This window comes from Agrobacterium sp. lyk4-40-TYG-31 (genome assembly GCF_030209855.1).
In the GTDB taxonomy this organism is placed as follows: Bacteria; Pseudomonadota; Alphaproteobacteria; order Rhizobiales; family Rhizobiaceae; genus Agrobacterium; species Agrobacterium vaccinii.
Map to the genome: position 1 here is coordinate 207,394 of NZ_JARVRE010000006.1, position 23,128 is coordinate 230,521.

The following is a 23,128-nucleotide window of genomic DNA, read 5'->3' on the forward strand; positions in this document are numbered from 1 at the left end:
TCAAAACGAAATCAATCGCGCAAGGCTGAAGTCAACGATCAATTCTTGTTCTGAATCAGTCGTCAGCGCCGTGGTTGGCAATCATCATGGCTTCGAAAGCCATGCGCTCTGTCTTGCGCATTCGCTCCGATTCCGACTTCAACTGGCCACAGGCGGCCAGAATATCGCGCCCGCGCGGCGTGCGGATCGGGGAAGCATAGCCCGCGTGATTGATGAAATCGGCGAACTTCTCGATCTGCGCCCAGTCGGAGCACTGGTAATTGGTGCCCGGCCACGGGTTGAACGGAATGAGATTGATCTTGGCTGGCACGCCCTTCAGAAGCTGCGTCAGCATCTTGGCGTCTTCCAGACTATCATTGACGTCCTTTAGCATCACATATTCGAAGGTGATGCGTCGGGCATTCGACACGCCGGGATAGTTGCGGCAGGCCTCTATAAGCTCTTTCAGCGGATATTTCTTGTTGATCGGCACGAGCATGTCGCGCAGCTCGTCGCGCACGGCATGCAGGGAGATCGCCAGCATAACGCCAATCTCATCACCCGTGCGGAAAATTTCTGGCACCACGCCCGATGTGGACAGCGTCACGCGGCGCTTGGAGAGCGACAGGCCATCGCCATCCGTCGCAATCAGCAACGCGGTCTTCACATGCTCGAAATTATAAAGCGGCTCACCCATGCCCATCATGACGATGTTAGAGACCTTGCGGCCCTCGGCTGGCATGATCGTGCCCTGTGGTGCTTCGCGATCGGGAAAATCACCCAAACGATCCCGCGCGACCAGAAGCTGGGCCAAAATTTCCTCTGCCGTGAGGTTGCGCACCAGCCGTTGGGTGCCGGTGTGACAGAAGGAGCACGTCAGCGAACAGCCGACTTGGCTTGAAATGCAAAGCGTGCCGCGACCTTCTTCGGGAATATAGACCGTTTCGATCTCGACCGGACGGCCTGCGCCGCGCGGCGGAAAGCGCATCAGCCACTTGCGCGTGCCATCGTTCGAGACCTGTTCTTCGACGATCTCGGGACGGGCGATGGTGAAATGGCTTTTCAGCTTCTCGCGCAGGTCCTTGGCCACGTTAGTCATGTGGTCGAAATCGGATACGCCACGCACATAGAGCCAGTTCCACAACTGGCTGACGCGCATCTTGGCCTGCTTCTGCGGCACGCCGACATCCAGCAGCGCATCGGCCATCTCTTCCCGCGTCAGGCCAATCAGCGATGGCTTGTCGGTCATCAGGTCTTTATTGGCCACCATCGGTGTCTTGATCGACAGACCGGCAGTCGCTTCCAGTACGGACATCGTCTTATCCCATCAGCCATTGCAGAGCGAAACCGGCCCGAAAAGCGAGGCGGAACATCATCTGCATGTTGAGAAAAAATCAAAGGCGAGGCGCTTTTGCGCATCCACCTGTTTTTGTTGCCGCGCCTTTAGCATCAAAACAGCCAAAACGCAAATGGCCGGTCCAAGACCGGCCATCCGTCAATCCCCTTGGGAATGGATTACTTGCAGCGCTCGATCTGCTTCAGCGCCGCCGAAATACCCGAGAGCGAATAGGAGTAGGATGTCGCCGTCCCACGCGCCGATGTCGCCTTGACGGTCATGGACTTGCCAACCTTCATTGCCGCAACCAGTGCAGGCTCTTCCGCTGCATTTTCGACCCAGGCTGCCTTGTCCTTGGTGAACATCACGAAGTTCTTGCTGTCGATGGTCACGTTGACCTTGGAACCCTCGCGAAGGGAATATCCCACCATGGCCTGTGGCTCATAGGAAATATTCTGGCCAGGACGCTGCGAGACGATGAAGAAGATATCGCCGTGATCAACGCTGGCCGGCTCCTTCGCCGTCGGGATCGAAAGAACATAGCAAACGGTGCTGTTACCCGATTTGTACGAATAGGCACCCCATGCATTGAACTGCTGGATGCGCGTGGGCGACTGTGCAGAGGCTACATTGATGCTGGCCAGCAAAATGGCGACTGCGGTTGCTACACTTCTTACAAACATAGAATTTCCTGCCGGGTTATTGTCTTCCAGTTGGCCGAACGGCTACGCCGGGCCTGTGCTAGGTGAAGTCCGTCATCTTGATATTGGCTAAAGATCGGTTACCAAACCGTCAACACCAACGCTAAAATTCGAAATTTGCGTCGGAGTGTAACAGATAGGCGTCTCCCAGCGCCAGCGAAGCAAGCGCCAAACGCGCTTGCGCCATCAGCACTGACACAAGAATTCAGGCAAGAATTTGTCGGCACCCGCAAGGGTCGCAAAGGTGCCATCACAGAGCCGTTACTCGGCCTTCAATGCTTCCAAGGCGGCATCGGCCGCGTCGTAGTGGTCCATTGTGATATGGGCCCGCACCATAGCCAGCGCCGCCGTCAGAACGGCAATGTCGTCGGTGAAGCCGATGACGGCAAACACGTCGGGCACGACATCCATGGGCATGATGAAATAGCCCAGGGCTGCAAAGAGCACGCCCTTGGCACGAAACGGTGTTTTCGGGTCGGTCGCGCAATAATAGGCCGCGACAGCATCGCGTGCGAACGGCACCTTGCTCATCACCCGCTTTATCTTCGGCCAGAATTTGGCGCGGACCTGATCTTCACGCTCCTCCTGCCTGTCGGGCTCGCCCGGCAACAGGATTTCACCAATTTTCACGTCATCCATGGTCGTGTGTCCTTTGGTCATGGACAGTATATAAGCGCCGAGTTCGCCCGTTCAATCGCTTCGCCCCGCACCCGCCTTCTGCATGGCGCTCGCCAGCAGGAAATCCCGTTCGGTAACCCCTTGCGAATCATGGGTCGTCAGACACACCTTGACGCGCGAATAGACATTCGACCATTCGGGATGATGGTTCAGCTTCTCGGCAGCCAGCGCCGATTCCGCCATGAAACCGAACGCCTCCCCAAAGTTTGCAAATTTGAATGCCCTGATGATCGCAAGCCCGTCTTCGCGCAAGGACCAGCCTTCGAGCTTGGCCAGTTCACTGTCGATGGCATCTCTGTCGAGTTTCGGATATTTCATGGATGTCATCCTTTTCATTGGCTATGGTTTTCATGAAACGCACAGCGGTCCTTTTTGTTTGCATGGGAAATATCTGCCGGTCGCCATTGGCACAGGGCATCTTTTCCCATCTTCTTCAGCAGCGAAACGTAGAGCAGCATTTCCGCGTCGATTCGGCGGGAACGGATGGCTGGCACGCGGGCGCTCCGCCTGATCCACGCTCCGTCGCCTTAGCCAGCAACAACGGCATCGACATATCAGGCCAGAAAGCCCGCCAGTTCCAAATCGATGACGCCGAGACATTCGACATCATCCTCGCCATGGACGAGGACAATCTGGCGAAGCTTAGGGCGCGCTGCCCGCAGCAACAGCTGCACAAACTGCACCTGTTTTCCGAGTTCGCCCACGGTCGCCGAGACAACGTTCCCGACCCCTATTACGGAGGCGAAGACGGTTTCGGGACTGTTTACACCATGCTCTTGGCAGGCTGCATGTCCATGCTGGAAAAGCTGGACACCGGCCAAGCCTCGCTCAACGGGAATGCCTCTTCGACGATATAGGGACCGCCACCAACCGATTCCTTCGACGACATCAGCACGAAACGACCGATCGTGAAGGGCGACGTGCGAAAGTCACCGCGTCCTGAAAGGTAGTGCACCACATCATCCAGCCGTGAGTTTCGCAGCCGCGCCAAGGTAACATGCGGCGTGAATTTGCGCGGGTCCGGCGGCAGGCCCAGCCGCTGGCAGATGCGCTCGACTTCGCCCTGCAACGCCGTCATCTCAGCAGATGGAGAGACACCGGCCCAGATGGAGTGCGGTTTCTTGGACCCGAACGATCCGATCCCGGTGAGATTGACCTGAAATTCAGGTCTGTCGATCCGGTCGAGCCTGTTGACGACTTCGTCAGCAGTCCTGTTATCGATATCGCCGATAAAACGCAGGGTGATGTGATAATTCTCCACATCGATCCACCGGGCACCCGGCAGACCACCGCGCAACAATGAGAGGCTCATCGCCGCATTGCGCGGAATTTCGAGGGCGGTAAACAGTCTCGGCATGGCGAGCTCCCCGAATCTTTTGGCAGAACAAGTGTAGCGAATCATGCAACGCTGCCGGGCGCAAGCGCTTATTTTTTTTGCGCACCGATAGTCTTAACAAAGGCTTCGACCGTGGGCAGGGATTTCTCCACCATCACGGCTATGCCCTTGGTATTGGGATGCATTCTGTCTTCCAGTTGCAGCGCTTGATCCAGAACGACCCCGTCCAGAAAGAAAGGGTAGAGCGGCAAGCCATGCTTTTGCGCAAGGCGGGGATAAATCCCATTGAACCGCTCGGCGAAATCACCACCCATATTGGGCGGGGCCATAATGCCGATCAGCAGAATCGGGATATTGCGTTTTTGCAGACCGGTGATGATCGCCTCGAGGTTCTTCTCAGTCTCATCGGGCGAGGTGCCGCGCAGCGCATCGTTGGCACCCAGCTCCAGAATGACGCCATCGGTTCCGTCAGGCACAGACCATTCCGCCCGCGCCAGCCCTCCCGCGCTCGTATCGCCCGAAACACCGGCATTGGTAATGCCGACGTTGACGCCCTTGGCCTTCAGCGCCGTCTCCAGTTGCGCGGTATAGCTGTCGGTCGGTGGCAGCTGATAACCGGCCATCAGGCTGTCACCCAGACCCACCAGTTGCACGGGCTTGTCCTGCGCCTGCGCGGCGGTCACGCCAAGAGCAGTGGCGCAGATGACGATGAATTGAGCGACGACGGCTTTAAAATGCATGACGGCCTTCCTAATTTGACAGGCAGTGACAAGACTTTCAAATTTTCCAGACTGCCCTTCTTCTTCATATAGGAACGCGAATTGTGACGAAAAGCATCATTGAGCTGAATAAGGCCGATCTCACTCTGGGCAGTGCCGCCGCTTCCGTTCACGTTCTCAAAAAAATCGACCTGATGGTCGGCGAAGGCGAAGCTGTCGGCATTGTCGGTCCCTCAGGCTCTGGAAAATCGACGCTTTTGATGGTTCTGGCCGGGCTGGAGCGGCTGGATAGCGGCGAGATCACAATTGCGGGAACGGGGCTTCATAAGCTCGGCGAAGACGCGCTTGCGGAATTTCGCGGCAAGAATATCGGTATCGTCTTCCAGTCCTTCCACCTGATCGCGAATATGACCGCACTCGAAAACGTCGCCGTTCCCTTGGAGCTCGCGAACACTCCCAATGCTTTCGACATTGCGAAAAAAGAATTGGTTGCGGTTGGGCTGGGAGAGCGACTGAACCATTATCCCGGTCAGCTCTCAGGCGGCGAACAACAGCGGGTGGCCATTGCGCGTGCCCTTGCGCCAGCGCCCGCCGTGCTGATTGCCGATGAACCCACGGGAAATCTGGATACCGACACCGGCAAGCAGATCGCCGACCTGCTTTTTTCCAAACAGGCGGAGCGCGGCATGACGATGATCCTCGTCACCCATGACATCTCGCTCGCTGCCCGCTGCTCACGCCAGATCAAGGTCCGCTCCGGCACCATCGAAGGCGATAGCGCAGCACGGGTCGAAAAGCAGGCGGTTTCAGCATGATCGGCGCCCTACCCTCGGCGCTCAACATCCGCAATGCCCTGCGTCTAGCCCGACGGGAAATTCGGGGCGGGCTTGGCGGATTTTACATCTTTCTTGCCTGCATCGCACTCGGCACCGGTGCTATCGCGGCGGTCAATTCCGTCTCGCGCGCCGTGACCAGCTCCATCGCCACGCAGGGCCAATCCATTCTGGCGGGCGATGTCCGTTTCGAGTTGCGAAACCGCGAAGCCTCTGCCGATGAGCGCGCCTATATGGACGGGCTCGGTCAGGTTGCCGTGTCCACCGGGCTACGCTCCATGGCACGCCTTGCCGATGGCTCCCAGCAGACACTCGCCGAGGTCAAGGCCGTCGATGGCGCCTATCCCCTCTACGGCGCATTCGAGGCGGAACCTGCAGAGCCCCTCCCGCAACTGCTAGCCAAACAGGGTGAAGCCTATGGCGCGGTCGCGGCACCGCTGCTTCTGGAACGGTTGGGCATCAAGATCGGCGACGAGCTGCTTCTCGGCAATGTCCGCCTCAAGTTGTCCGGCACTGTCGTAACCGAGCCGGATGCGCTTTCCGATGGCTTCGGCTTTGCCCCGCGCCTGATGGTCAGCCGTGACGCGCTTTTCGCCTCCGGCCTCGTTCAGACCGGCAGCCTCGTCGAGAACGCCTACAAGATCCGCCTCAACGACCCGTCGAAGCGATCAACGATCACCGCAGATACCAATGAGGAACTGCCCAACGCCGGATGGTCTATCCGCACCAGTGACCGGGCCGCGCCGTCCCTGACGGAAAACGTCAACCGTTTCTCGCAATTCCTGACCCTCGTCGGCCTGACAGCTCTGATCGTTGGTGGTGTCGGCGTTGCCAATGCGGTGCGTGCCTTTCTGGATTCCAAGCGCACGACCATTGCCTCTCTCAAATGCCTCGGCGCGCCCGCAAGCGTCGTCACCATGACCTATCTGTTTCAGATCGCCTTCATTGCCTGCATCGGCATCCTCATCGGGCTGACGCTCGGCGCTATCGCACCTTTGGTTGCCATGCGCTTTCTCGAAGGCGTGCTTCCCGTGCCGGACGAGCTTGCCTTTTATCCCGGCGCGCTTGGTCTTGCCGCCATCTTCGGCCTATTGACGACGCTCGCCTTCGCCGTGCTGCCGCTTGGGCAGGCGCGCGAAGTGCCCGCGACGGCACTTTTCCGCGAACAGGGGTTTGAAGAAAGCCGTCTGCCGTCCTGGCCGTACCTTCTCACCACAGCGCTGCTGCTAGCGGCACTTGCCGGTCTGGCAATCTTCTCAGCTGAAGAACGTTTTATTGCCTCCGTCTTCCTCGGGGCTGTCGCGTTCGCCTTCGTTGTGCTCAGGCTCGTAGCCTGGGGCATCAAAGCGCTGGCGAAGCGAAGCCCGCGAGTTCATTCAGCGGCCTTGCGCCTTGCCATCGGCAACATCCATCGCCCCGGCGCTCTCACCCCATCCGTCGTCCTGTCACTGGGTCTCGGCCTCACCCTGCTCGTCACGCTAACGCTGATCGATGGAAATCTGCGTCGCGAGCTGACCGGCAGCCTGCCCGAGCGCGCACCGAATTTCTTCTTCGTGGACATTCAAAACGCAGACCGCGACGGTTTTCGCAGCTTGGTCGCCGAGCAGGCACCCGAAGGTGTGCTGACGGAGGTGCCAATGCTGCGTGGCCGCATTCTGGCGCTCAACGGGCAGGATGTGACGAAAATGGAGGTGCCCGCCGCAGGTCGCTGGGTGCTGCGCGGAGATCGTGGCATCACCTATTCGCAGGATCAGCCCGAAAACGCCAAACTCTCGCAAGGCACTTGGTGGGATAAGGATTACAGCGGCGAACCGCTCGTGTCCTTCGCCAGCCGTGAGGCGGGCGAACTGGGCCTGAAGATCGGCGACAGTGTCACCATCAACGTGCTGGGCCGCAACATCACGGCAAAGATCGCCAACCTGCGCGATGTGCAGTGGGAATCCCTCTCCCTCAATTTCGTCATGGTCTTTTCACCCAACACCTTCCGGGGGGCGCCTCATGCCTGGCTGGCAACGCTCTCGGACCCATCCGCAACGGCTGCCAAGGAAGGCGAAATCCTGCGCAGCGTGACCAACGCCTACCCCACCATCACCACTGTGCGGGTCAAGGATGCACTGGATGTGGTCAACCGCCTCGTCGGTCAACTCGCCACCGCCATTCGCGCCGCCGCAGCGGTCGCACTCATCGCATCCGTTCTCGTACTTGCAGGTGCCCTGGCGGCGGGAAATCGCGCCCGCACCCACGACGCCGTTATTCTAAAGACCCTCGGCGGCACCCGCGCCATGCTCATCCGGGCCTTTTCCTATGAGTATATGATGCTGGGTCTGGCAACGGCGATCTTTGCGCTTCTTGCAGGCGGCGCGTCGGCGTGGTTCGTCATCGCCCGCATCATGAAGCTTCCGTCGAGCTTCCTGCCGGATGTAGCGATCGCGACCATCGTCATCGCACTGGTCATGACCGTCAGCATCGGCCTCATCGGAACATGGCGCATTCTGGGACAGAAAGCTGCACCCGTTCTCAGGCAAGCAGGCGAGTGATCTGAAAAGTTGTGCGCCACTTAACTTTAACGTTTAATCCCAAACAACGATCTCTAAAATGTTATCGCTTTTCGCGCATATGGTGTTTTTTCGTTTTTTGAAGCTCTTGTAACTGAAACGGGATACCCTCATATTCTTCGTTAGGCTTGCTGTAGCTCCGCAGCGGCGCCTGGGATATAGTCGCATCGACGGTCATATCCCGACACCGTAGAAATTTCGGAGCTCAAAAGAGGAAACAATGGCTGACTTCAACAACTACCAGAACCGCGTGGCTCAAGGTCGTGCCCAGTCTGGTGCAATGATCGATGAAGGTCTTCGCACCTATATGGTCAAGGTTTATAACCTGATGGCCGTTGGTCTTGCGATTACCGGTTTCGCAGCATTTTTCACATCGATGCTCGCAACCACGAATGATCCTGCGGCAGCTGTCGCGACGATGGGTAACGGCACGATGCTCACCAGCCTTGGTGCAGCACTGTACGGCTCGCCTTTGCGCTGGGTTGTCATGCTGGCTCCGCTGGGACTGGTGTTCTTCCTTAGCTTCCGCATTCAGAAGATGAGCGTTCCGGCGGCACAGGCGACCTTCTGGGGTTACGCCGCGCTGATGGGTCTCTCCCTGTCTTCGATCTTCCTTGTCTATACCGGCCAGAGCATCGTTCAGACGTTCTTCATCACCGCCGCTTCCTTCGGTGCGCTGTCGCTTTACGGCTACACGACGAAGAAGGACCTGTCGGGCATGGGCTCGTTTCTGATCATGGGTCTGTTCGGCCTGATCATCGCGTCCGTGGTCAACATCTTCCTGCAGTCGTCCGCTATGGGCTTCGCGATCTCCGCCATCGGCGTGCTGATCTTCGCAGGCCTGACCGCCTACGACACGCAGAAGATCAAGGAAATGTACTTCGACGGTGATGACGTTGCCACGGCTGGTCGTAAGGCCATCATGGGCGCGCTGACACTTTACCTCGACTTCATCAACCTCTTCATGTTCCTGTTGCAGTTCCTCGGAAACCGCGACAAGTAACATCGATCAGGTTCGAATAGAAAAAGGCGGCTCACAGGCCGCCTTTTTTATTGTCTGGGATTTTCAGAAGCTCGCGCCAATCAGTCGATCAGCTTCAGCACCTTGTCGAACACCTTCAGCACCTGCGGCAATTCATGCCCGCGCTTGAGAATACGTCCATCCACATTGATCACGCTGAAAGCGCCCTGCTTGGCAGCCAGCTTTGGGTTCTTTTCGATCCGATACAAAGGCATTTCGCCGGAGCGTTTGAACACGGAAAAGACCGCCTTGTCCTTCAGGTGGTCGATGGCATAGTCCCGCCACTCCCCCTCACCCACCATGCGTCCATAGATGCGCAGGATGGCATCAAGCTCGCGGCGATGGAATGTGATGGGAAGAGCATCCTTGCTCTGTTTGTATTCTCTGAGATCAACGACAGATGAGCTGTCTCTATGAGATGAACCTGCACGCTGCAAATCCGGCTGATCGGTCATCAGGCAACCTCGCTCAACTGCAAATGACATTTCCAAGACAGTCTGCCGCCGCCCATCAAAAATTGCAAGCCTCGCATTCCCACAGCTATCGACCCTATCGGAAGCACAGCACTGTCACGGAAAAACGCGCGCAGCGGTAATCATTTGGGCAGACCATACATCTGAAATTGCCCTATTTCGGTCAAACCATGGCCCGAATTGGGTGGAATATTGCTGAAGTCAATTGATGCCTAGGCACCAAGATGACCCGGTCCGGTGCATTGACCCTTTACCCCCAGCCCCCAATGCCCGGATCGGATCTCCGCTTTTTCAAGCCAAACCCTCATTCTCCCGAAGTCAGAAGAACGCTCGCGCCGATAATGGCGGCTGGATTTCCCTGTCCATCCGTGGTCTGCAACAGCACCGCGCATCCGCCGTCCTTGGACTTGCTCATGATGCTGGCGGGAAGTTTGACCGTCATGGATTTCCCATCCCACATGCCCACGGTCTGCACGTCATAGACGCTGTGCCAGTAGGAAATCTTCTTTCCTTGATTATCGCCCTTCTGAACATCGACGATCTGTTCACGCTTGAAATAAGCGACGACCACGTCGGCCTTGCCTTTGCCCTCACCGATATCGATGGCGATTTCATCGCCCACGTGCTGCGTTTTGACAGGCACGCTCAGACCTTCACCGGCCTGCTTGAAGGCATCCAGCCGACTGTAGATCGCCTGCATGTCGGCACCCTTGACGTGGTCGCGGCCATTGACCACCGCCTGTGGCGTATAGACGTTGTTGCGACCCAGAGCGCGCGCATAGCCATATTGCCGCTCGGTATTTTCCTTCGATGCCAGCGAGTCCGCCCAGCCCAGATAGTTCCAGTAATCGACGTGATAGGAGAGCCCGACGACATCACCCTTCTGGATCAGCTTGCGCAACGCCTCGTCCGCAGGCGGGCAGGATGCACAGCCTTGCGAGGTAAACAGCTCGACCACGCCCTTCAACTGCTCCTGCGCCTGCGCGGATACCGCAGCAAGAGCGCCGAAGACGCACAGCGAAAGACCGAATGTGAGTGGCCCGTGTTTCAGAGACATTGCAAGAACCTTTGTCTGGACGCCTATCCAGACCATTGATGCTATCAACACTTGTCGGGACGCAGGCGGAAAATAACGCCATAGCCCCTTCAATAGAAAGTAACGATGGGGTGAGTACCGATCAAGTCGCATCAGCACTCTGATACCTCATGCCGGAATGCCTCGATGAGGATGAAACACCCGGACATGCAAAAACGCCGGGATCACTCCCGGCGTTCTCGTTTTCAATCATTGCAAAGGCTTACGACGCCAGATCGCGAAGAACGGTCTGCAGAATGCCGCCATTGTTCATGTAGATCACTTCGTCCAACGTATCGATGCGGCACAGAAGCGGAACGTCCTTCACCGTGCCGTCGGCATAGGTGATCTTCGCAATCTTCGTTTCGCGTGGCTTGATATCGCCTTCGAGGCCTTCGATGGTCACGGTCTCGTCACCCTTCAGGTCGAGGCTTGCCCATGTCGTGCCTTCAGCAAGCGTGAACGGAACAACGCCCATGCCCACCAGGTTGGAGCGGTGAATACGCTCGAAGGACTGCGCAACGACAGCCTTTACGCCGAGCAGGTTCGTGCCCTTTGCAGCCCAGTCACGGGAAGAGCCGTTACCATATTCGACGCCAGCGAAAATCACGAGCGGAACGCCCTCGGCCTTGTACTGCATGGCCGCATCGTAAATCGACATCTCATTCTTGGACGGATAATGGATGGTGAAGCCACCTTCCTTGCCGTTTGGCCCAAGCATGTGGTTGCGAATACGGATGTTGGCGAACGTGCCGCGCATCATCACTTCGTGGTTACCACGACGCGTGCCGTACTGGTTGAAGTCGGCAACCGCCACGCCATTTTCGGTGAGATACGCACCGGCAGGGGAAGCAGCCTTGATCGAACCGGCCGGAGAAATGTGGTCGGTGGTGATTTTGTCGCCGAAGAGACCGAGAACGCGCGCGCCCTTGATGTTCTTCAGGCCCGTGCCGGTCTTGCCCATGCCCACGAAGTAAGGTGGATTCTGAACATAGGTCGACTTGTCGTCCCAGGCATAGGTCTGGCCCGGAGGAACCTGAACGGCCTGCCAGTTCTCATCACCCTTGAACACGTCAGCATATTTGGACTCGTAGAGTTCACGCGTGACGTATTTCAGGATGAATTCCTGAATTTCGGCAGATGTCGGCCAGATGTCCTTGAGGTAGACAGGGTTACCGTCCTGATCTTCGCCGAGTGGCTCGGTGGTCAGGTCCTTCTGAACCGTGCCAGCCAGCGCGTAAGCGACGACGAGCGGCGGGGAGGCGAGGTAGTTCGCCTGAACGTCCGGCGAGATACGGCCTTCGAAGTTACGGTTGCCGGAGAGAACGCCAGCGGTGATCAGACCCTTGTCGTTGATGGTCTTGGAAATCGGCGCAGGCAGCGGGCCGGAGTTGCCAATGCAGGTCGTGCAGCCGAAGCCGACGAGGTTGAAGCCGATGGCATCCAGATCCTTCTGAAGACCGGACTTTTCCAGATATTCTCCAACGACCTGAGATCCCGGCGCCAGCGACGTCTTGACCCAGGGCTTGGATGTCAGACCCTTCGCCACCGCGTTGCGCGCCAGAAGTCCGGCAGCAATCAGAACCGATGGGTTGGACGTGTTGGTGCACGACGTGATCGCAGCAATCGCGACGTCGCCATGGCCGAGATCGAAATCCGTGCCTTCGACAGGATAGCGGTTGTCGAGCTGGCCTGGCTTCTTGTAGTCGCCTTCGAGTGCGGTCGCAAAGCCGGAGGCGATGCCTTCCAGCGAGATGCGGCCTTCTGGGCGCTTTGGACCGGCCATGGATGGCACGACGTCGCCGAGGTCGAGTTCCAGCGTGTCGGTGAAGACGAGTTCAGCACCGTCGCCGGTGCGCCACATGTCCTGTGCCTTGGAATAGGCTTCGACCAGCGCGATGCGGTCCTTGGTGCGGCCAGACATGGTGAGATAGTTGATGGTTTCGCCGTCAACCGGGAAGAAGCCGCAGGTCGCGCCGTATTCCGGGCCCATGTTGCCGATGGTGGCGCGGTCGGCCAGCGTCATCGAATCAAGGCCGGGGCCGAAGAACTCGACGAACTTGGAGACAACGCCCTTCTTGCGCAGCATCTGTACGACTGTGAGCACGAGGTCGGTGGCTGTCACGCCTTCCTTGACCTTGCCGGTCAGCTTGAAGCCGATGACTTCAGGCAGAAGCATGGAGACCGGCTGGCCGAGCATGGCCGCTTCGGCTTCGATACCACCAACGCCCCAGCCCAGAACGCCCAGACCATTGATCATGGTCGTATGGCTGTCGGTGCCAACGCATGTGTCTGGGTAAGCGATGGTTTCGCCGTCTTCTTCCTTGGTCCAGACGGTCTGGCCGAGATATTCGAGGTTCACCTGGTGACAGATGCCTGTGCCCGGAGGAACGACGCGGAAGTTCTGGAACGCCTGCTGGCCCCACTTCAGGAAGCGGTAACGCTCGCCATTGCGCTGATATTCCAGCTCTACGTTGCGGGCAAAGGCGGTTGGCGTGCCGAATTCGTCGACAATAACGGAGTGGTCGATGACGAGATCGACAGGAACCAGCGGGTTGATCTTTTCAGGATCGCCACCCAGAGCCACCATCGCATCGCGCATGGCGGCAAGGTCCACCACGGCTGGAACGCCGGTGAAGTCCTGCATCAGAACGCGGGCCGGGCGGTAGGCGATTTCGTTTTCGACGCGGCCCTTGTTGTTGAGCCAATCGGCAACAGCCGTGATGTGCTCCTTGGTAACGGTCTGGCCGTCTTCAAAGCGCAGCAGGTTCTCAAGCAGAACCTTCATCGAGTATGGAAGCTTGGAAACGCCTGTCAGGCCATTGGCTTCCGCCTTTGGCAGGCTGAAATAAACATAGTCCTTACCGTCAACGGTAAGAACGGAACGACAATTGAAACTGTCTAGAGATTTAGCCACGGATAAAACCCCGCTTCCTCTGATAGCCAACACGCGCGTGCGGACACCAATGCACTGAAGCACATCAGGATGCGGGTACGGTCATTTCCGCTGTCCGCACGAGAAGCTGCTTTCGCAACCTTCAGGTCCGGCGCTGTATGATGATCACGCCGACCGCTGGCGTGGTTGACACCCATATAGATAATTTCTCAGAAACGTGCCAGACCGGAAAAAGACCTAAATCGATTTTTTTCCCATTGAGATGATTAAAATCTTAAACGAGATGAACCCATGCTGCTGACAGCAGAAAATCTATCCGCCCGCCGCGGAGAAGATTTAATATTCATGAACGTTTCCCTCAAGTTAACGAGCGGTCAGGCATTGGTGCTGACGGGACCGAACGGCTCTGGAAAATCCACGCTGTTGCGCGTGCTTTCAGGGCTTCTGCGACCCGAAACGGGAACCGTAAAGATAGCCGGCGAAGGGATAGAATTCGGCACCAGCGCGCCGGAAGCCAGCCACTATCTCGGCCATCGCAACGCCATGAAGCAGGAACTGACGGTTTTCGAAAATCTTCGTTTCTGGAAGGACTTTCTCGGCGATTTCGCTGGAGGCACCTCGCTGCCCATCGAAGACGCCGCCGAAACGGTCGGTCTCTCCGGCATCACTCACCTGCCCTTCGGCTATCTTTCCGCCGGACAGCAACGGCGATTCGCCATGGCCAAGTTGCTGGTTGCATGGAGACCGATCTGGATACTGGACGAGCCGACGGCGGCGCTGGATGCCAGCGCGGATGCGATGTTTACGGGCCTGGTGGAGGCGCATTTGGCGAAGGGCGGCATTGTTATTGCCGCGACTCACCAGCCGCTTGGGTTGGGCAATGCGCAGGAGTTGCGGATGACAGGGTTTGCTGGAGTGGAGATAGCGTGGTGATTGTCGAGTTTGCCGCTACCCCCCTCTGCCCTGCCGGGCATCTCCCCCACAGGTGGGGAGATAGACTCGCGGCGACCTTTCGGCCATCTCTCGCGTCGAGAGTGAAGTTGCGTCAGAACGCCCAGCCGATCTCCCTCCTTGTGGGGGAGATGCCCGGCAGGGCAGAGGGGGGTAGCCACGCCCGCAAACGCCAAAGTATCCGCACAACATTCTACGAAAGCGGCACCCCATGACCGCCCTCTTCCTCCGCGACCTCAAGCTCTCCATCCGCGCAGGCGGCGGCGCACTCATCGGCGTCCTCTTCTTCATGACCGTCGTTGCCGTCATTCCTTTCGGCGTCGGCCCCGACCTCAATTTGCTGTCGCACATCGGCCCGGCCATCGTCTGGATCGGCGCGCTGCTCGCCGCTCTCCTCGGCCTCGACCGTCTGTTTCAGGCCGAACGGGACGACGGATCGCTCGATCTCATCCTGATGCAGGAGAACCCGCTCGTTCTCACCGTTCTGGTCAAATGCCTGGCGCACTGGACAGCCACCAGCCTGCCGCTGGTCATCGCCTCGTCATTGCTGGGCCTGTTCATGAATATGAGCGAGGTGGCCATCGGTGCCGTCATGCTGACCTTGCTGGTCGGATCACCCGCGCTGACTTTCATCGGCGCAGTCGGAGCAGCAGTCGCGGTGGCGCTTCCGCGTGGCGGGTTGCTGGTATCGATCCTTGTTCTGCCGCTGTGCATTCCCGTCCTGATTTTCGGCGTCAGCGCATCCTACGCCGCCGTTCAAGACCCCGCTCCTTTCATGCCGCCGTTTCTCATTCTCATTGCGATCACGCTCTTTTCATCAGTGGTCGGGCCGTTCTTCGCGGCTTTGGCATTGCGCAGTTCCATGGATTGATAAGGATCAATTGCAGCCGTGCTGCTCTGCCTGTAGAAAGACGCCATGACCAATACGAGCCTTGCCATGACCAAGTTCAGTGATCTTGCCAACCCGACGCGGTTCCTGGCATTGGCCGCGCGGCTTTTGCCCTGGTTGGCGGCTCTTTCGGCTCTGTGTCTTGCCGTCGGCCTCTACCTCGCCTTCACCACTGACAGCGATTACCAGCAGGGCAATACGGTGCGCATCATGTATGTGCATGTGCCCGCCGCCTGGCTGTCGATGATGTGTTATACGGTCATGGCCTTGTCCGCTATCGGCACGCTGGTCTGGCGTCATCCTCTGGCCGATGTCGCCCACCGGTCCGCCGCTCCCATCGGTGCAGCCTTCACACTGATCGCGCTCGTCACTGGCTCCCTCTGGGGCAAGCCGATGTGGGGCACGTGGTGGGTGTGGGACGCGCGGCTGACCTCCGTTTTCATTCTGTTCCTGATGTATCTGGGCCTCATCGCCTTCAACAAGGCTATGGACGATCCGTCCAAGGCTGCCCGGGTCAGCGCGGTTCTGATCCTCGTCGGCTTCGTCAATATTCCCATCATCAAGTTCTCGGTCGAGTGGTGGAACACGCTGCACCAGCCTGCCAGCGTTTTGCGCCTGAGCGGCCCGGCGATTGCGCCCGAATTCCTGTGGCCGCTGCTGATCATGGCCCTCGGTTTCACTCTCCTGTTTTTCACCCTGCACATCGCCGCCATCCGCAATGAAATCTGGCGCAGACGCGTTGCGGCGCAGCGCCGTTTGGCTGCGAGCATGGCAGGCAAGGACCGCGCAAAGCCATGAGTCACGCTTTCTATATCGGTATGTCCTACGGCCTGACGGGCCTGATCGTCGTTGCCCTCATCGCTTGGGTCTGGCTGGATGGCCGCGCCCGCAAGCGTGAAATGGCCGAGCTCGAAGCCTCCGGCATCCGCCGCCGGTCTCGGCCCGCACCGGCCAATGGAGCCTCGTCATGACCAAGGATATGCGCAGCGGCACCGCTTCGTCGGGCAAAAAGACGCGCTCTTTTCTGGCGCTTCTGCCCCTCCTGGCCTTTGCAGGCTTCGCTGCCATTGCCGCCAAGATGCTGTACGAGCAGGATGTGAACGGCCTCGATGTCAGCGCTATTCCGTCTGCCCTGATCAATACCAAGGCGCCATCGCTGGCACTGCCGCCCTTGGAGGGCTCGGGCCTTCCGGCTCTCACCGATGCTGCCATCAAGGGCAAGGTGACGCTCATCAATGTCTTTGCGTCGTGGTGCGTGCCGTGTCGGCAGGAACATCCGATGCTGAAGGAAATGTCGAAGGACGAGCGGCTGAATGTCGTCGGCATCAATTACAAGGACAAGTCCGAAAACGCCCTGAAGTTTCTGGGAGAACTGGGCAATCCCTACGACGCCATTGGCATCGACCCGAACGGCAAGGCCGCCATCGACTGGGGTGTCTATGGCATTCCCGAGACCTATCTCGTCGGCAAGGACGGCACCATTGTCTACAAGAAGGTCGGCCCGATCGACGCTGCGAGCTATGAGCGCGACATCATACCGGCGATCGAAAGAGCCATCGCAGGCGACTGAGCCACAGGCTGATTTTCACGAAGCCGGAAGGGCGTTCTGCCATTCCTTGACGGCATCGATCGGCGCGACCAGCATCAGCACATTCAGCGTCAGATTATCGCGGATCAGCCAGCCGGTGAAAATCTCGAAGACGATGGCGACGAGAATGGTCAGCCAGATCGGAACGCGAGCGGCGAAGAAGAAGCCGACCACCATGAACACGGTGTCCATCGCCGAATTCAAGATGCTGTCGCCGCTATAGCCGAGTGCCATGGTGGCGGTGCGATAGCGGTCGATGATGATGGGTGAGTTTTCGAGCAGTTCCCACGCAGCCTCAATCAGAACAGCGAATGACAGGCGCATTCCGATGGTCTGTTTGCGGAACAGCAGCCATGCTAGGCCGTAGAACAGGAAGCCGTGGATGATGTGCGACGGCGTGTACCAGTCGGCCAGATGCTGCGAATTGCCGGGCGTGTTCACACCCGGTTCGAACAGCTTCACATAACCGCATTCGCAGATGGGCACGCGGCCCATGAAATACAGAATGACGATTTGCGCGAGTAACAAAGCCGCCGCGACACCGAACCATTTGTAGGACGACGAACGCGACGCAGACATTTCACCAAGGGTCATTTCTTGTCTTTCGTCAGCGGCTCGATGGAGTGGCGCATGATGAGCGGCATCTGAGCCATGGTGAAAATGACGGTAATCGGCATGGTGCCCCAGACCTTGAAGGCGACCCAGGTGTCGGTCGAAAAGCCGCGCCAGACCACCTCGTTGAGAACGGCGAGGAACAGGAAGAAGAAGCCCCAGCGGAAGGTCAGCTTGCGCCAGCCTTCTTCATTCAGCTTGAAGGCCGAGTTGAAGACGTAGCCGAGAAGCGATTGGCCGAACAGCAGGCCACCCAGCAGGATAACGCCGAAGAGCGTATTGACGATGGTCGGCTTCATCTTGATGAAGGTATCGTTCTGCAAATACAGCGTCAGCGCGCCGAAGACGAGCACGACGATACCCGAGATCAGCGGCATCATCGGCAGTGTGCGGGTCAAAATCCACGAGACGGTCAAGGCCAGTATCGTCGCGATCATGAACAGGCCGGTCGCGATGAAGATCGGACCGCCGAATTCTGTCAGAACGGGCAGCTTCTGCGCCAGCCATTCACCTCTGGAATTGGCGAAGAAGAAGACCAGCAAGGGGCCCAGCTCCAGCACGAATTTCAGCAGCGGGCTGATCTCGCGCACCATTTTCTCGCTTTCGCGCTGATTGCTTTCCACGTCCATACTCAAACTCCTGCAATCGCTTTCGCGAAATCTTCCGCCTCGAACGGCTCCAGATCGTCAACGCCTTCGCCGACACCGATGAAATAGACCGGCAGCTTGTGCTTGGCAGCGATGGCGACGAGGATACCGCCGCGCGCCGTGCCATCCAATTTTGTCATAATGAGGCCTGAGACACCCGCGACATTGCGGAAAATCTCGACCTGATTGAGTGCATTCTGTCCGGTCGTCGCATCCAGCGTCTGCAAGACGGTGTGCGGCGCATCGGGATCGAGCTTGGCCAGCACGCGCACGATCTTTTCGAGTTCGGCCATCAACTCGGCCTTGTTCTGCAAGCGGCCAGCCGTATCGATGATGAGCACATCACTTTTCTTGGCCCGCGCCTGCTCATAGGCATCGTAAGCGAGACCCGCCGCATCCGCACCCAGCTTGGTGCCGATGAATTCCGAGCCGGTGCGGTCGGCCCAAATCTTCAGCTGCTCAATGGCCGCAGCGCGGAACGTATCTCCCGCCGCCAGCATGACCTTGAGGCCAGAGCCAGACAGTTTTGCCGCCAGCTTGCCGATGGTCGTTGTCTTGCCCGTGCCATTAACGCCGACGACGAGAATGACATGCGGCTTGTGCGACAGATCGAGCTCCAGCGGCTTGGCAACCGGGGCCAGAACCTTGGTGATCTCACCCGCCATGATGCGGGCCACGTCCTCGCCACTAACATCCTTGCCGTAGCGTTCCGATGACAAAGCGCCAGTGATGCGCATGGCGGTTTCAACACCAAGATCGGACTGGATCAGCAGGTCTTCCAACTCATCCAGCGTATCCTCATCCAGCTTGCGCTTGGTGAAGAGGGCCGAAATCTGGCTGGTCAGTTGCGATGAGGTCCGCGAGAGGCCAGCGCGCAGACGCTGGAACCATGTCAGCTTGACCTCAGGCGTGGGCTCCACGGGCAGGACCCGGTCGCTTGCCGATGAAAAGCCCTTGGGGAGAGCACCGGATGGGGCGGCGGCAGCAGGCTCTTCGACACCGGCGGCTTCCGCCTGCGCCAGAATATCATCCATCGCATCGACATCGAGCGGCGCGTCGGCGGCAACGCCCTCCACGGTAACAAGCGGCTGTTCTTCGGCTTCGGCCTCTGCCTGCAACAGCGAAAGCGGCACCATACCGATATCGCCGACCTGCTCCGGGCCCGGCAGAAGCGGCGCTTCCTCGTCCGGCTCACCCTCCGCTGCGACCGCATCATCGGTAACGTCATCCGGGGCAGGTCCGCCTGCAGTTTCCATCTCGATATCGGAGACCGGATCGTCGGCGACGGGCGCATGCGCTTCGGCCTCGCTCAACACCTCTTCGAAGGTGGTGGGATGCTCGATACCGGTGCGATTGATCTCGTCAGCGTTCGGCTGGTCCGTTTCGGCCTTGTCCTTGCCGAACGAAAACACTTTTTTGATGAAGCCGAGGGCCATGACTGTTCCGTATCCTTGACGTCAGGCGGCTTGCGCCGACAGACATTGCATATGCAGGTGTTTTCCGTTGTGACCGGTAATCAGCACCTGCGCAAGTGTGCGGGCCTCAAGATCAGGTGTGGCAACGAGAGTGAAATTGTCGGTGTGGGCAAAGCCGTTATTCTCGACCAGCACGGTCTGGGTGGTGCCAACCATGCCGGTGAGATGCGCATCCAGCAAGGCTTCGCCACGCTGGCGCAGCCGTGCCGCCCGCTGTTTGATCAACCCACGGTCCAGTTGCGGCATGCGCGCAGCGGGCGTGCCGGGGCGCGGGCTGTAAGGGAAAACGTGCAGGTTGGAGATGCCGCATTCTTCCGCAAGCGTCGCGGCGTTTTCGAACATTTCCTCGGTTTCGGTCGGGAAACCGGCGATCATATCTGCGCCGAAGGCGATTTCAGGCCGCAGGCGTCTGACCTGATGACAGAAGGCGACGGCATCGGCGCGCATATGGCGACGCTTCATGCGCTTGAGGATCATGTCATCGCCATGCTGAAGCGACAGGTGCAGATGCGGCATGAAGCGCGGCTCATCGGCGATGAGGTCCAGCAGATGCCTATCCACCTCGATACTGTCGATGGAGGACAGGCGCAGCCGCAGGATATCGGGCACCTGCTTCAGCAGCGTCTTGGCGAGATAGCCGAGCGATGGTTCGCCCGGCAGATCGGCCCCGTAGCTGGTGGCATCGACGCCGGTCAGCACGATTTCGCGATAGCCGTTTTCCGTCAGCTTGCGGGCCTGTTCGACCACGGCCCCCATGGGCACCGAGCGGGAATTGCCGCGCCCGTACGGGATGACGCAGAAGGTGCAGCGGTGATCGCAGCCGTTCTGAACCTGAATGAATGCCCGAACGTGCCCATCAATGTGCTTGATCATCTGCGGTGCAGTGGCGCGCACGCTCATGATATCGTTGACGCGCAACTTTTCTTCCGCTGAGACGCCGAAATCCGGCAAAGCGCGGTAGGAGGCGCTTTTCAGCTTTTCCTCGTTGCCCAGCACCGCGTCCACTTCCGCCATTTCGGCAAAGGTCTGTTTTTCGGTCTGCGCCGCACAGCCGGTGACGATGATGCGGGCATGGGGATTTTCCCGGCGGGCACGGCGAATGGCGGCCCGTGCCTGACGCACCGCTTCGCCGGTGACGGCGCAGGTATTGACCAGCACGGCATTGTTCAGCCCCGCTTTTTCGGCCTCAGCCCGCATCACTTCCGATTCGTAGGTGTTGAGGCGGCAGCCGAAGGTTATGACCTCGACGCCACTCATAAGGCCGCCTGTTCCGGCGCCGCATCGCGAGCCCAAGTGCCAGTGACGGGATCGACGGTGCCAGCCCATTCCCATTCGGCAGGGCCGGTCATGACGACGTGATTGTCATCGCGCCATTCGATGGTGAGCGGAATGCGAACCGGGCTGGAGGCGACATCGATTTCGACGGTGCGACCGGTACGCCCCGTGCGGGCGGCGGAGACGGCGGCGGCACAGGCGGCGGAACCGCAGGCCAGCGTCAGGCCGGCGCCGCGCTCGAAGGTGCGGGTGCGCAACCTGCTGTCGGAGATGACCTGCGCCAGCGTGATATTGGCCTTTTCGGGAAACATCGGGTGGTTTTCCAGCAGCGGGCCGAAGCGTTCCAAATCGAACTCCATCGGGTCGCTGTTGACCCAGAACACCGCATGCGGATTGCCCATGGACATGACGGCAGGCGAATGCAGCACGGGATTGTCGATCGGCCCGATCTGAAGCTCGATACGGCTGGTATCGTGGAATTCTTCCGACAGCGGAATATCGTTCCAGGCGAAGCGTGGCATGCCCATATCGACCGATATCATGCCGTCTTCATGTTCGCTGGCGTTCAAAATGCCCGCCACGGTCTGGAAGGTGAAGGTCTTTTTGCCGGTCTCTGATGCCAGCGCCTGCACAACGCAGCGTGTGCCATTGCCGCAGGCCTGCGCCTTGGTGCCATCGCAATTGAGGATGTCGATATAGGCATCGGTGCCGTGGGCGCGCGGATCGTGGATGGCCATGATCTGGTCGAAGGCGGTGTCGGCATCAGCATTCAGCGCAATCGCCGCCTGCGGGGTCACCATGTCCTTGCGGCCACGCATATCGACAACCAGAATCTTGTTGCCAAGCCCGTTCATCTTCGCGAATTCGACCGTGTTTGTCATGGTATGGGACCTGCATAAGCGTTTTGGGGCACACTGTGCCCGGTTTTGCCTTTATATGGCGGAATTGAGAGAGAATTACCAGTGTGGTGGCGGTTTTGGGTTGGCGTGGTGGTGGCTCACCGGGTGTGGCTTACCCCCCTCTGGCCTGCCGGCCATCTCCCCCACAGGTGGGGAGATCGACTCGCGGATAGCTCTCGGCCATCTCTGCTGCTGCGGATAGAGTGGGGAGCATGCGGCTTTCCGATCTCCCTCCTTGTGGGGGAGATGGCCGGCAGGCCAGAGAGGGGAGCGGCGTATACTGACCTTTCGAGTTGCTGCGTTGCGCCCGATGTCCAACCTTCTACTCTAGCCTCTCGAGGCTAGGGCCGCCACACCCACCACCCTCATGCTGAGGTGCTTTGGCCGAAGGGCAAAGCCTCGAAGCATCCGCCGCGTACTCCTGCCCCAAGCCCGCAACCCTGTCCTTCGAGGCCCCTGCGGGGCACCTCTCCTTCGACAAGCTCAGGATGATGGATGAGGGTTGCGGCGTTGCTGCCCGCATCATCCCCCAAAGCATTCCTCGTACCTGCTCGCATTCCGTGTTGGTCTGGTATTGGAGAGGGCAACCTCACCCACTGCCCTCATGCTGAGGTGCTTTGGCCGAAGGGCAAAGCCTCGAAGCATCCGCCGCATACTCCCTGCCTTGAGCCCGCAACACTCGTCCTTCGAGGGTCGCTTCGCTCCCACCTCAGGATGAGGGTTGCTCTGTTGTGCCCTTTGCGTGGCACCTCCTTTGGCAATATCACGATGGTCAGGTTTGCTGCGTTGCATTCAGCCACACCTGCCATCAACCAATCCTATCAAAAACCCCGGCCACCGCTCACGCAGGCCTCGCCGTTCACGCGGCAGCACCTGCCCGTGGCTTGACCTTCTCTCAGTGTCCACAACCATTCGCGGCCATGGTATTTCGGACGGGGCGCTGTAAGTTGCCTCGTTGGGTAGTCTATAAAATGGCACCTCGCAGCGCCCCGTTCAGCTCTTTTGGCCAAACAGCGATCCTCTTGCCACGGCTGGCATATCCCGGAGGGCAAGGGGGCCTTGCCGTTGGACGGTCGGACAAATCAAGGTCCGGCCTTACCCACCCGGGTGACGGCGGCTTCGTTGCCGAAGCCGTCGCCTGCCAGTTCGGCCACATCTGCCTTCGAGGATGCGAGCGTTCATTCTGACGA

General features: G+C 58.9%; 23 protein-coding genes. 9 read left to right on the forward strand and 14 right to left on the reverse strand.

Annotation, left to right across the window (positions count from 1 at the left end; genetic code table 11):
* Positions 1–55 precede the first annotated feature (55 nt).
* From rlmN to QRN55_RS15015, 4 genes are all read right to left on the reverse strand, one after another.
* On the reverse strand, positions 56–1,249 hold the full coding sequence (rlmN, locus tag QRN55_RS15000; protein ID WP_233123514.1) for a dual-specificity RNA methyltransferase RlmN: 1,194 nt from the start codon (positions 1,247–1,249) through the stop codon (positions 56–58).
* Positions 1,250–1,494: 245 nt separating this feature from the next.
* Positions 1,495–1,998, reverse strand: coding sequence for an invasion associated locus B family protein (locus QRN55_RS15005; protein WP_284777305.1), 504 nt, complete (start codon positions 1,996–1,998; stop codon positions 1,495–1,497).
* A gap of 279 nt (positions 1,999–2,277) precedes the next feature.
* Positions 2,278–2,655, reverse strand: coding sequence for a YkvA family protein (locus tag QRN55_RS15010; RefSeq protein WP_233135543.1), 378 nt, complete (start codon positions 2,653–2,655; stop codon positions 2,278–2,280).
* 51 nt (positions 2,656–2,706) lie between these two features.
* Complete coding sequence (locus QRN55_RS15015; protein WP_284777306.1) at positions 2,707–3,012, reverse strand: 4a-hydroxytetrahydrobiopterin dehydratase; 306 nt, start codon at positions 3,010–3,012, stop codon at positions 2,707–2,709.
* 32 nt (positions 3,013–3,044) lie between these two features.
* On the opposite strand from QRN55_RS15015, the gene QRN55_RS15020 reads away from it, so the two are divergent.
* Positions 3,045–3,551 carry a low molecular weight protein-tyrosine-phosphatase gene (locus QRN55_RS15020; protein ID WP_284777307.1) on the forward strand — a complete coding sequence of 169 codons (507 nt, stop codon included), beginning with the start codon at positions 3,045–3,047 and terminating at the stop codon, positions 3,549–3,551.
* Here the strand turns inward: QRN55_RS15020 and thpR are convergent.
* On the reverse strand, positions 3,458–4,051 hold the full coding sequence (gene thpR / locus QRN55_RS15025; protein WP_284777308.1) for an RNA 2',3'-cyclic phosphodiesterase: 594 nt from the start codon (positions 4,049–4,051) through the stop codon (positions 3,458–3,460). The genes QRN55_RS15020 and thpR overlap by 94 nt on opposite strands.
* A gap of 68 nt (positions 4,052–4,119) precedes the next feature.
* Positions 4,120–4,770 carry an arylesterase gene (locus QRN55_RS15030; RefSeq protein WP_284777309.1) on the reverse strand — a complete coding sequence of 217 codons (651 nt, stop codon included), beginning with the start codon at positions 4,768–4,770 and terminating at the stop codon, positions 4,120–4,122.
* Positions 4,771–4,853: 83 nt separating this feature from the next.
* Between QRN55_RS15030 and QRN55_RS15035 the strand changes: the two genes are divergently transcribed.
* The 3 genes from QRN55_RS15035 (at position 4,854) to QRN55_RS15045 (ending at position 9,140) form a co-directional block, all read left to right on the forward strand.
* Positions 4,854–5,564, forward strand: a complete 711-nt coding sequence (locus tag QRN55_RS15035) for an ABC transporter ATP-binding protein (RefSeq protein ID WP_284777310.1) — start codon at positions 4,854–4,856, stop codon at positions 5,562–5,564.
* Entirely contained in the window at positions 5,561–8,119 is a 2,559-nt protein-coding gene (locus QRN55_RS15040) for an ABC transporter permease (RefSeq protein ID WP_284777311.1), read from the forward strand. Before QRN55_RS15035 ends, QRN55_RS15040 begins: the two co-directional genes overlap by 4 nt.
* A 238-nt stretch (positions 8,120–8,357) precedes the next feature.
* The gene (locus tag QRN55_RS15045; protein ID WP_284777312.1) at positions 8,358–9,140 is read left to right on the forward strand and encodes a Bax inhibitor-1/YccA family protein; all 783 of its coding nucleotides are present in this window, start codon (positions 8,358–8,360) and stop codon (positions 9,138–9,140) included.
* A gap of 80 nt (positions 9,141–9,220) precedes the next feature.
* On the opposite strand, the gene QRN55_RS15050 is transcribed toward QRN55_RS15045, so the two are convergent.
* The 3 genes from QRN55_RS15050 to acnA form a co-directional block, all read right to left on the reverse strand.
* Positions 9,221–9,613: a DUF2794 domain-containing protein gene (locus QRN55_RS15050; protein WP_111840511.1), complete on the reverse strand. Its 393-nt coding sequence runs from the start codon at positions 9,611–9,613 to the stop codon at positions 9,221–9,223.
* A 322-nt stretch (positions 9,614–9,935) separates the two neighbouring features.
* The gene (locus QRN55_RS15055) at positions 9,936–10,688 is read right to left on the reverse strand and encodes a DUF1223 domain-containing protein (protein WP_111840546.1); all 753 of its coding nucleotides are present in this window, start codon (positions 10,686–10,688) and stop codon (positions 9,936–9,938) included.
* A gap of 241 nt (positions 10,689–10,929) precedes the next feature.
* Positions 10,930–13,623: an aconitate hydratase AcnA gene (acnA, locus tag QRN55_RS15060; RefSeq protein WP_284777313.1), complete on the reverse strand. Its 2,694-nt coding sequence runs from the start codon at positions 13,621–13,623 to the stop codon at positions 10,930–10,932.
* A gap of 270 nt (positions 13,624–13,893) precedes the next feature.
* On the opposite strand from acnA, the gene ccmA reads away from it, so the two are divergent.
* The 5 genes from ccmA to QRN55_RS15085 all read left to right on the forward strand — a co-directional run bounded on the left by ccmA (position 13,894) and on the right by QRN55_RS15085 (position 17,012).
* Entirely contained in the window at positions 13,894–14,535 is a 642-nt protein-coding gene (ccmA, locus tag QRN55_RS15065; RefSeq protein ID WP_284777314.1) for a heme ABC exporter ATP-binding protein CcmA, read from the forward strand.
* Between the two features lie 229 nt (positions 14,536–14,764).
* Positions 14,765–15,424 (forward strand): heme exporter protein CcmB, encoded by a 660-nt coding sequence (gene ccmB, locus QRN55_RS15070; protein WP_284777315.1) that lies wholly within the window; start codon positions 14,765–14,767, stop codon positions 15,422–15,424.
* A gap of 45 nt (positions 15,425–15,469) precedes the next feature.
* Complete coding sequence (locus tag QRN55_RS15075; RefSeq protein ID WP_284777316.1) at positions 15,470–16,240, forward strand: heme ABC transporter permease; 771 nt, start codon at positions 15,470–15,472, stop codon at positions 16,238–16,240.
* Positions 16,237–16,413 (forward strand): heme exporter protein CcmD, encoded by a 177-nt coding sequence (ccmD, locus tag QRN55_RS15080; protein WP_284777317.1) that lies wholly within the window; start codon positions 16,237–16,239, stop codon positions 16,411–16,413. Before QRN55_RS15075 ends, ccmD begins: the two co-directional genes overlap by 4 nt.
* Positions 16,410–17,012 (forward strand): DsbE family thiol:disulfide interchange protein, encoded by a 603-nt coding sequence (locus tag QRN55_RS15085; RefSeq protein ID WP_284777318.1) that lies wholly within the window; start codon positions 16,410–16,412, stop codon positions 17,010–17,012. The genes ccmD and QRN55_RS15085 overlap by 4 nt, the downstream gene beginning before the upstream one ends.
* A 15-nt stretch (positions 17,013–17,027) precedes the next feature.
* On the opposite strand, the gene QRN55_RS15090 is transcribed toward QRN55_RS15085, so the two are convergent.
* The 5 genes from QRN55_RS15090 to dapF are packed head-to-tail and all read right to left on the reverse strand — an operon-like array spanning position 17,028 to position 21,920.
* Positions 17,028–17,624 (reverse strand): DUF2585 domain-containing protein, encoded by a 597-nt coding sequence (locus QRN55_RS15090; protein WP_284777319.1) that lies wholly within the window; start codon positions 17,622–17,624, stop codon positions 17,028–17,030.
* On the reverse strand, positions 17,621–18,271 hold the full coding sequence (locus QRN55_RS15095) for a septation protein A (protein ID WP_284777320.1): 651 nt from the start codon (positions 18,269–18,271) through the stop codon (positions 17,621–17,623). Before QRN55_RS15095 ends, QRN55_RS15090 begins: the two co-directional genes overlap by 4 nt.
* 2 nt (positions 18,272–18,273) lie before the next feature.
* Positions 18,274–19,725, reverse strand: a complete 1,452-nt coding sequence (ftsY, locus tag QRN55_RS15100; protein WP_284777321.1) for a signal recognition particle-docking protein FtsY — start codon at positions 19,723–19,725, stop codon at positions 18,274–18,276.
* Between the two features lie 21 nt (positions 19,726–19,746).
* Positions 19,747–21,021 carry a tRNA (N(6)-L-threonylcarbamoyladenosine(37)-C(2))-methylthiotransferase MtaB gene (gene mtaB / locus QRN55_RS15105; RefSeq protein ID WP_284777322.1) on the reverse strand — a complete coding sequence of 425 codons (1,275 nt, stop codon included), beginning with the start codon at positions 21,019–21,021 and terminating at the stop codon, positions 19,747–19,749.
* Complete coding sequence (dapF, locus tag QRN55_RS15110; RefSeq protein WP_284777323.1) at positions 21,018–21,920, reverse strand: diaminopimelate epimerase; 903 nt, start codon at positions 21,918–21,920, stop codon at positions 21,018–21,020. The genes mtaB and dapF overlap by 4 nt, the downstream gene beginning before the upstream one ends.
* Positions 21,921–23,128: the final 1,208 nt, after the last annotated feature.

Bases quoted from the DNA above. Each gene is read 5' to 3' on its own strand.
- rlmN (WP_233123514.1), bottom strand. From the start codon at position 1,249: ATGGTGGCCAATAAAGACCTGATGACCGACAAGCCATCGCTGATTGGC.
- QRN55_RS15005 (WP_284777305.1), bottom strand. From the start codon at position 1,998: ATGTTTGTAAGAAGTGTAGCAACCGCAGTCGCCATTTTGCTGGCCAGC.
- QRN55_RS15010 (WP_233135543.1), bottom strand. From the start codon at position 2,655: ATGGATGACGTGAAAATTGGTGAAATCCTGTTGCCGGGCGAGCCCGAC.
- QRN55_RS15015 (WP_284777306.1), bottom strand. From the start codon at position 3,012: ATGAAATATCCGAAACTCGACAGAGATGCCATCGACAGTGAACTGGCC.
- QRN55_RS15020 (WP_284777307.1), top strand. From the start codon at position 3,045: ATGAAACGCACAGCGGTCCTTTTTGTTTGCATGGGAAATATCTGCCGG.
- thpR (WP_284777308.1), bottom strand. From the start codon at position 4,051: ATGCCGAGACTGTTTACCGCCCTCGAAATTCCGCGCAATGCGGCGATG.
- QRN55_RS15030 (WP_284777309.1), bottom strand. From the start codon at position 4,770: ATGCATTTTAAAGCCGTCGTCGCTCAATTCATCGTCATCTGCGCCACT.
- QRN55_RS15040 (WP_284777311.1), top strand. From the start codon at position 5,561: ATGATCGGCGCCCTACCCTCGGCGCTCAACATCCGCAATGCCCTGCGT.
- QRN55_RS15045 (WP_284777312.1), top strand. From the start codon at position 8,358: ATGGCTGACTTCAACAACTACCAGAACCGCGTGGCTCAAGGTCGTGCC.
- QRN55_RS15050 (WP_111840511.1), bottom strand. From the start codon at position 9,613: ATGACCGATCAGCCGGATTTGCAGCGTGCAGGTTCATCTCATAGAGAC.
- QRN55_RS15055 (WP_111840546.1), bottom strand. From the start codon at position 10,688: ATGTCTCTGAAACACGGGCCACTCACATTCGGTCTTTCGCTGTGCGTC.
- ccmA (WP_284777314.1), top strand. From the start codon at position 13,894: ATGCTGCTGACAGCAGAAAATCTATCCGCCCGCCGCGGAGAAGATTTA.
- ccmB (WP_284777315.1), top strand. From the start codon at position 14,765: ATGACCGCCCTCTTCCTCCGCGACCTCAAGCTCTCCATCCGCGCAGGC.
- QRN55_RS15075 (WP_284777316.1), top strand. From the start codon at position 15,470: ATGACCAATACGAGCCTTGCCATGACCAAGTTCAGTGATCTTGCCAAC.
- ccmD (WP_284777317.1), top strand. From the start codon at position 16,237: ATGAGTCACGCTTTCTATATCGGTATGTCCTACGGCCTGACGGGCCTG.
- QRN55_RS15085 (WP_284777318.1), top strand. From the start codon at position 16,410: ATGACCAAGGATATGCGCAGCGGCACCGCTTCGTCGGGCAAAAAGACG.
- QRN55_RS15090 (WP_284777319.1), bottom strand. From the start codon at position 17,624: ATGACCCTTGGTGAAATGTCTGCGTCGCGTTCGTCGTCCTACAAATGG.
- QRN55_RS15095 (WP_284777320.1), bottom strand. From the start codon at position 18,271: ATGGACGTGGAAAGCAATCAGCGCGAAAGCGAGAAAATGGTGCGCGAG.
- ftsY (WP_284777321.1), bottom strand. From the start codon at position 19,725: ATGGCCCTCGGCTTCATCAAAAAAGTGTTTTCGTTCGGCAAGGACAAG.
- mtaB (WP_284777322.1), bottom strand. From the start codon at position 21,021: ATGAGTGGCGTCGAGGTCATAACCTTCGGCTGCCGCCTCAACACCTAC.
- dapF (WP_284777323.1), bottom strand. From the start codon at position 21,920: ATGACAAACACGGTCGAATTCGCGAAGATGAACGGGCTTGGCAACAAG.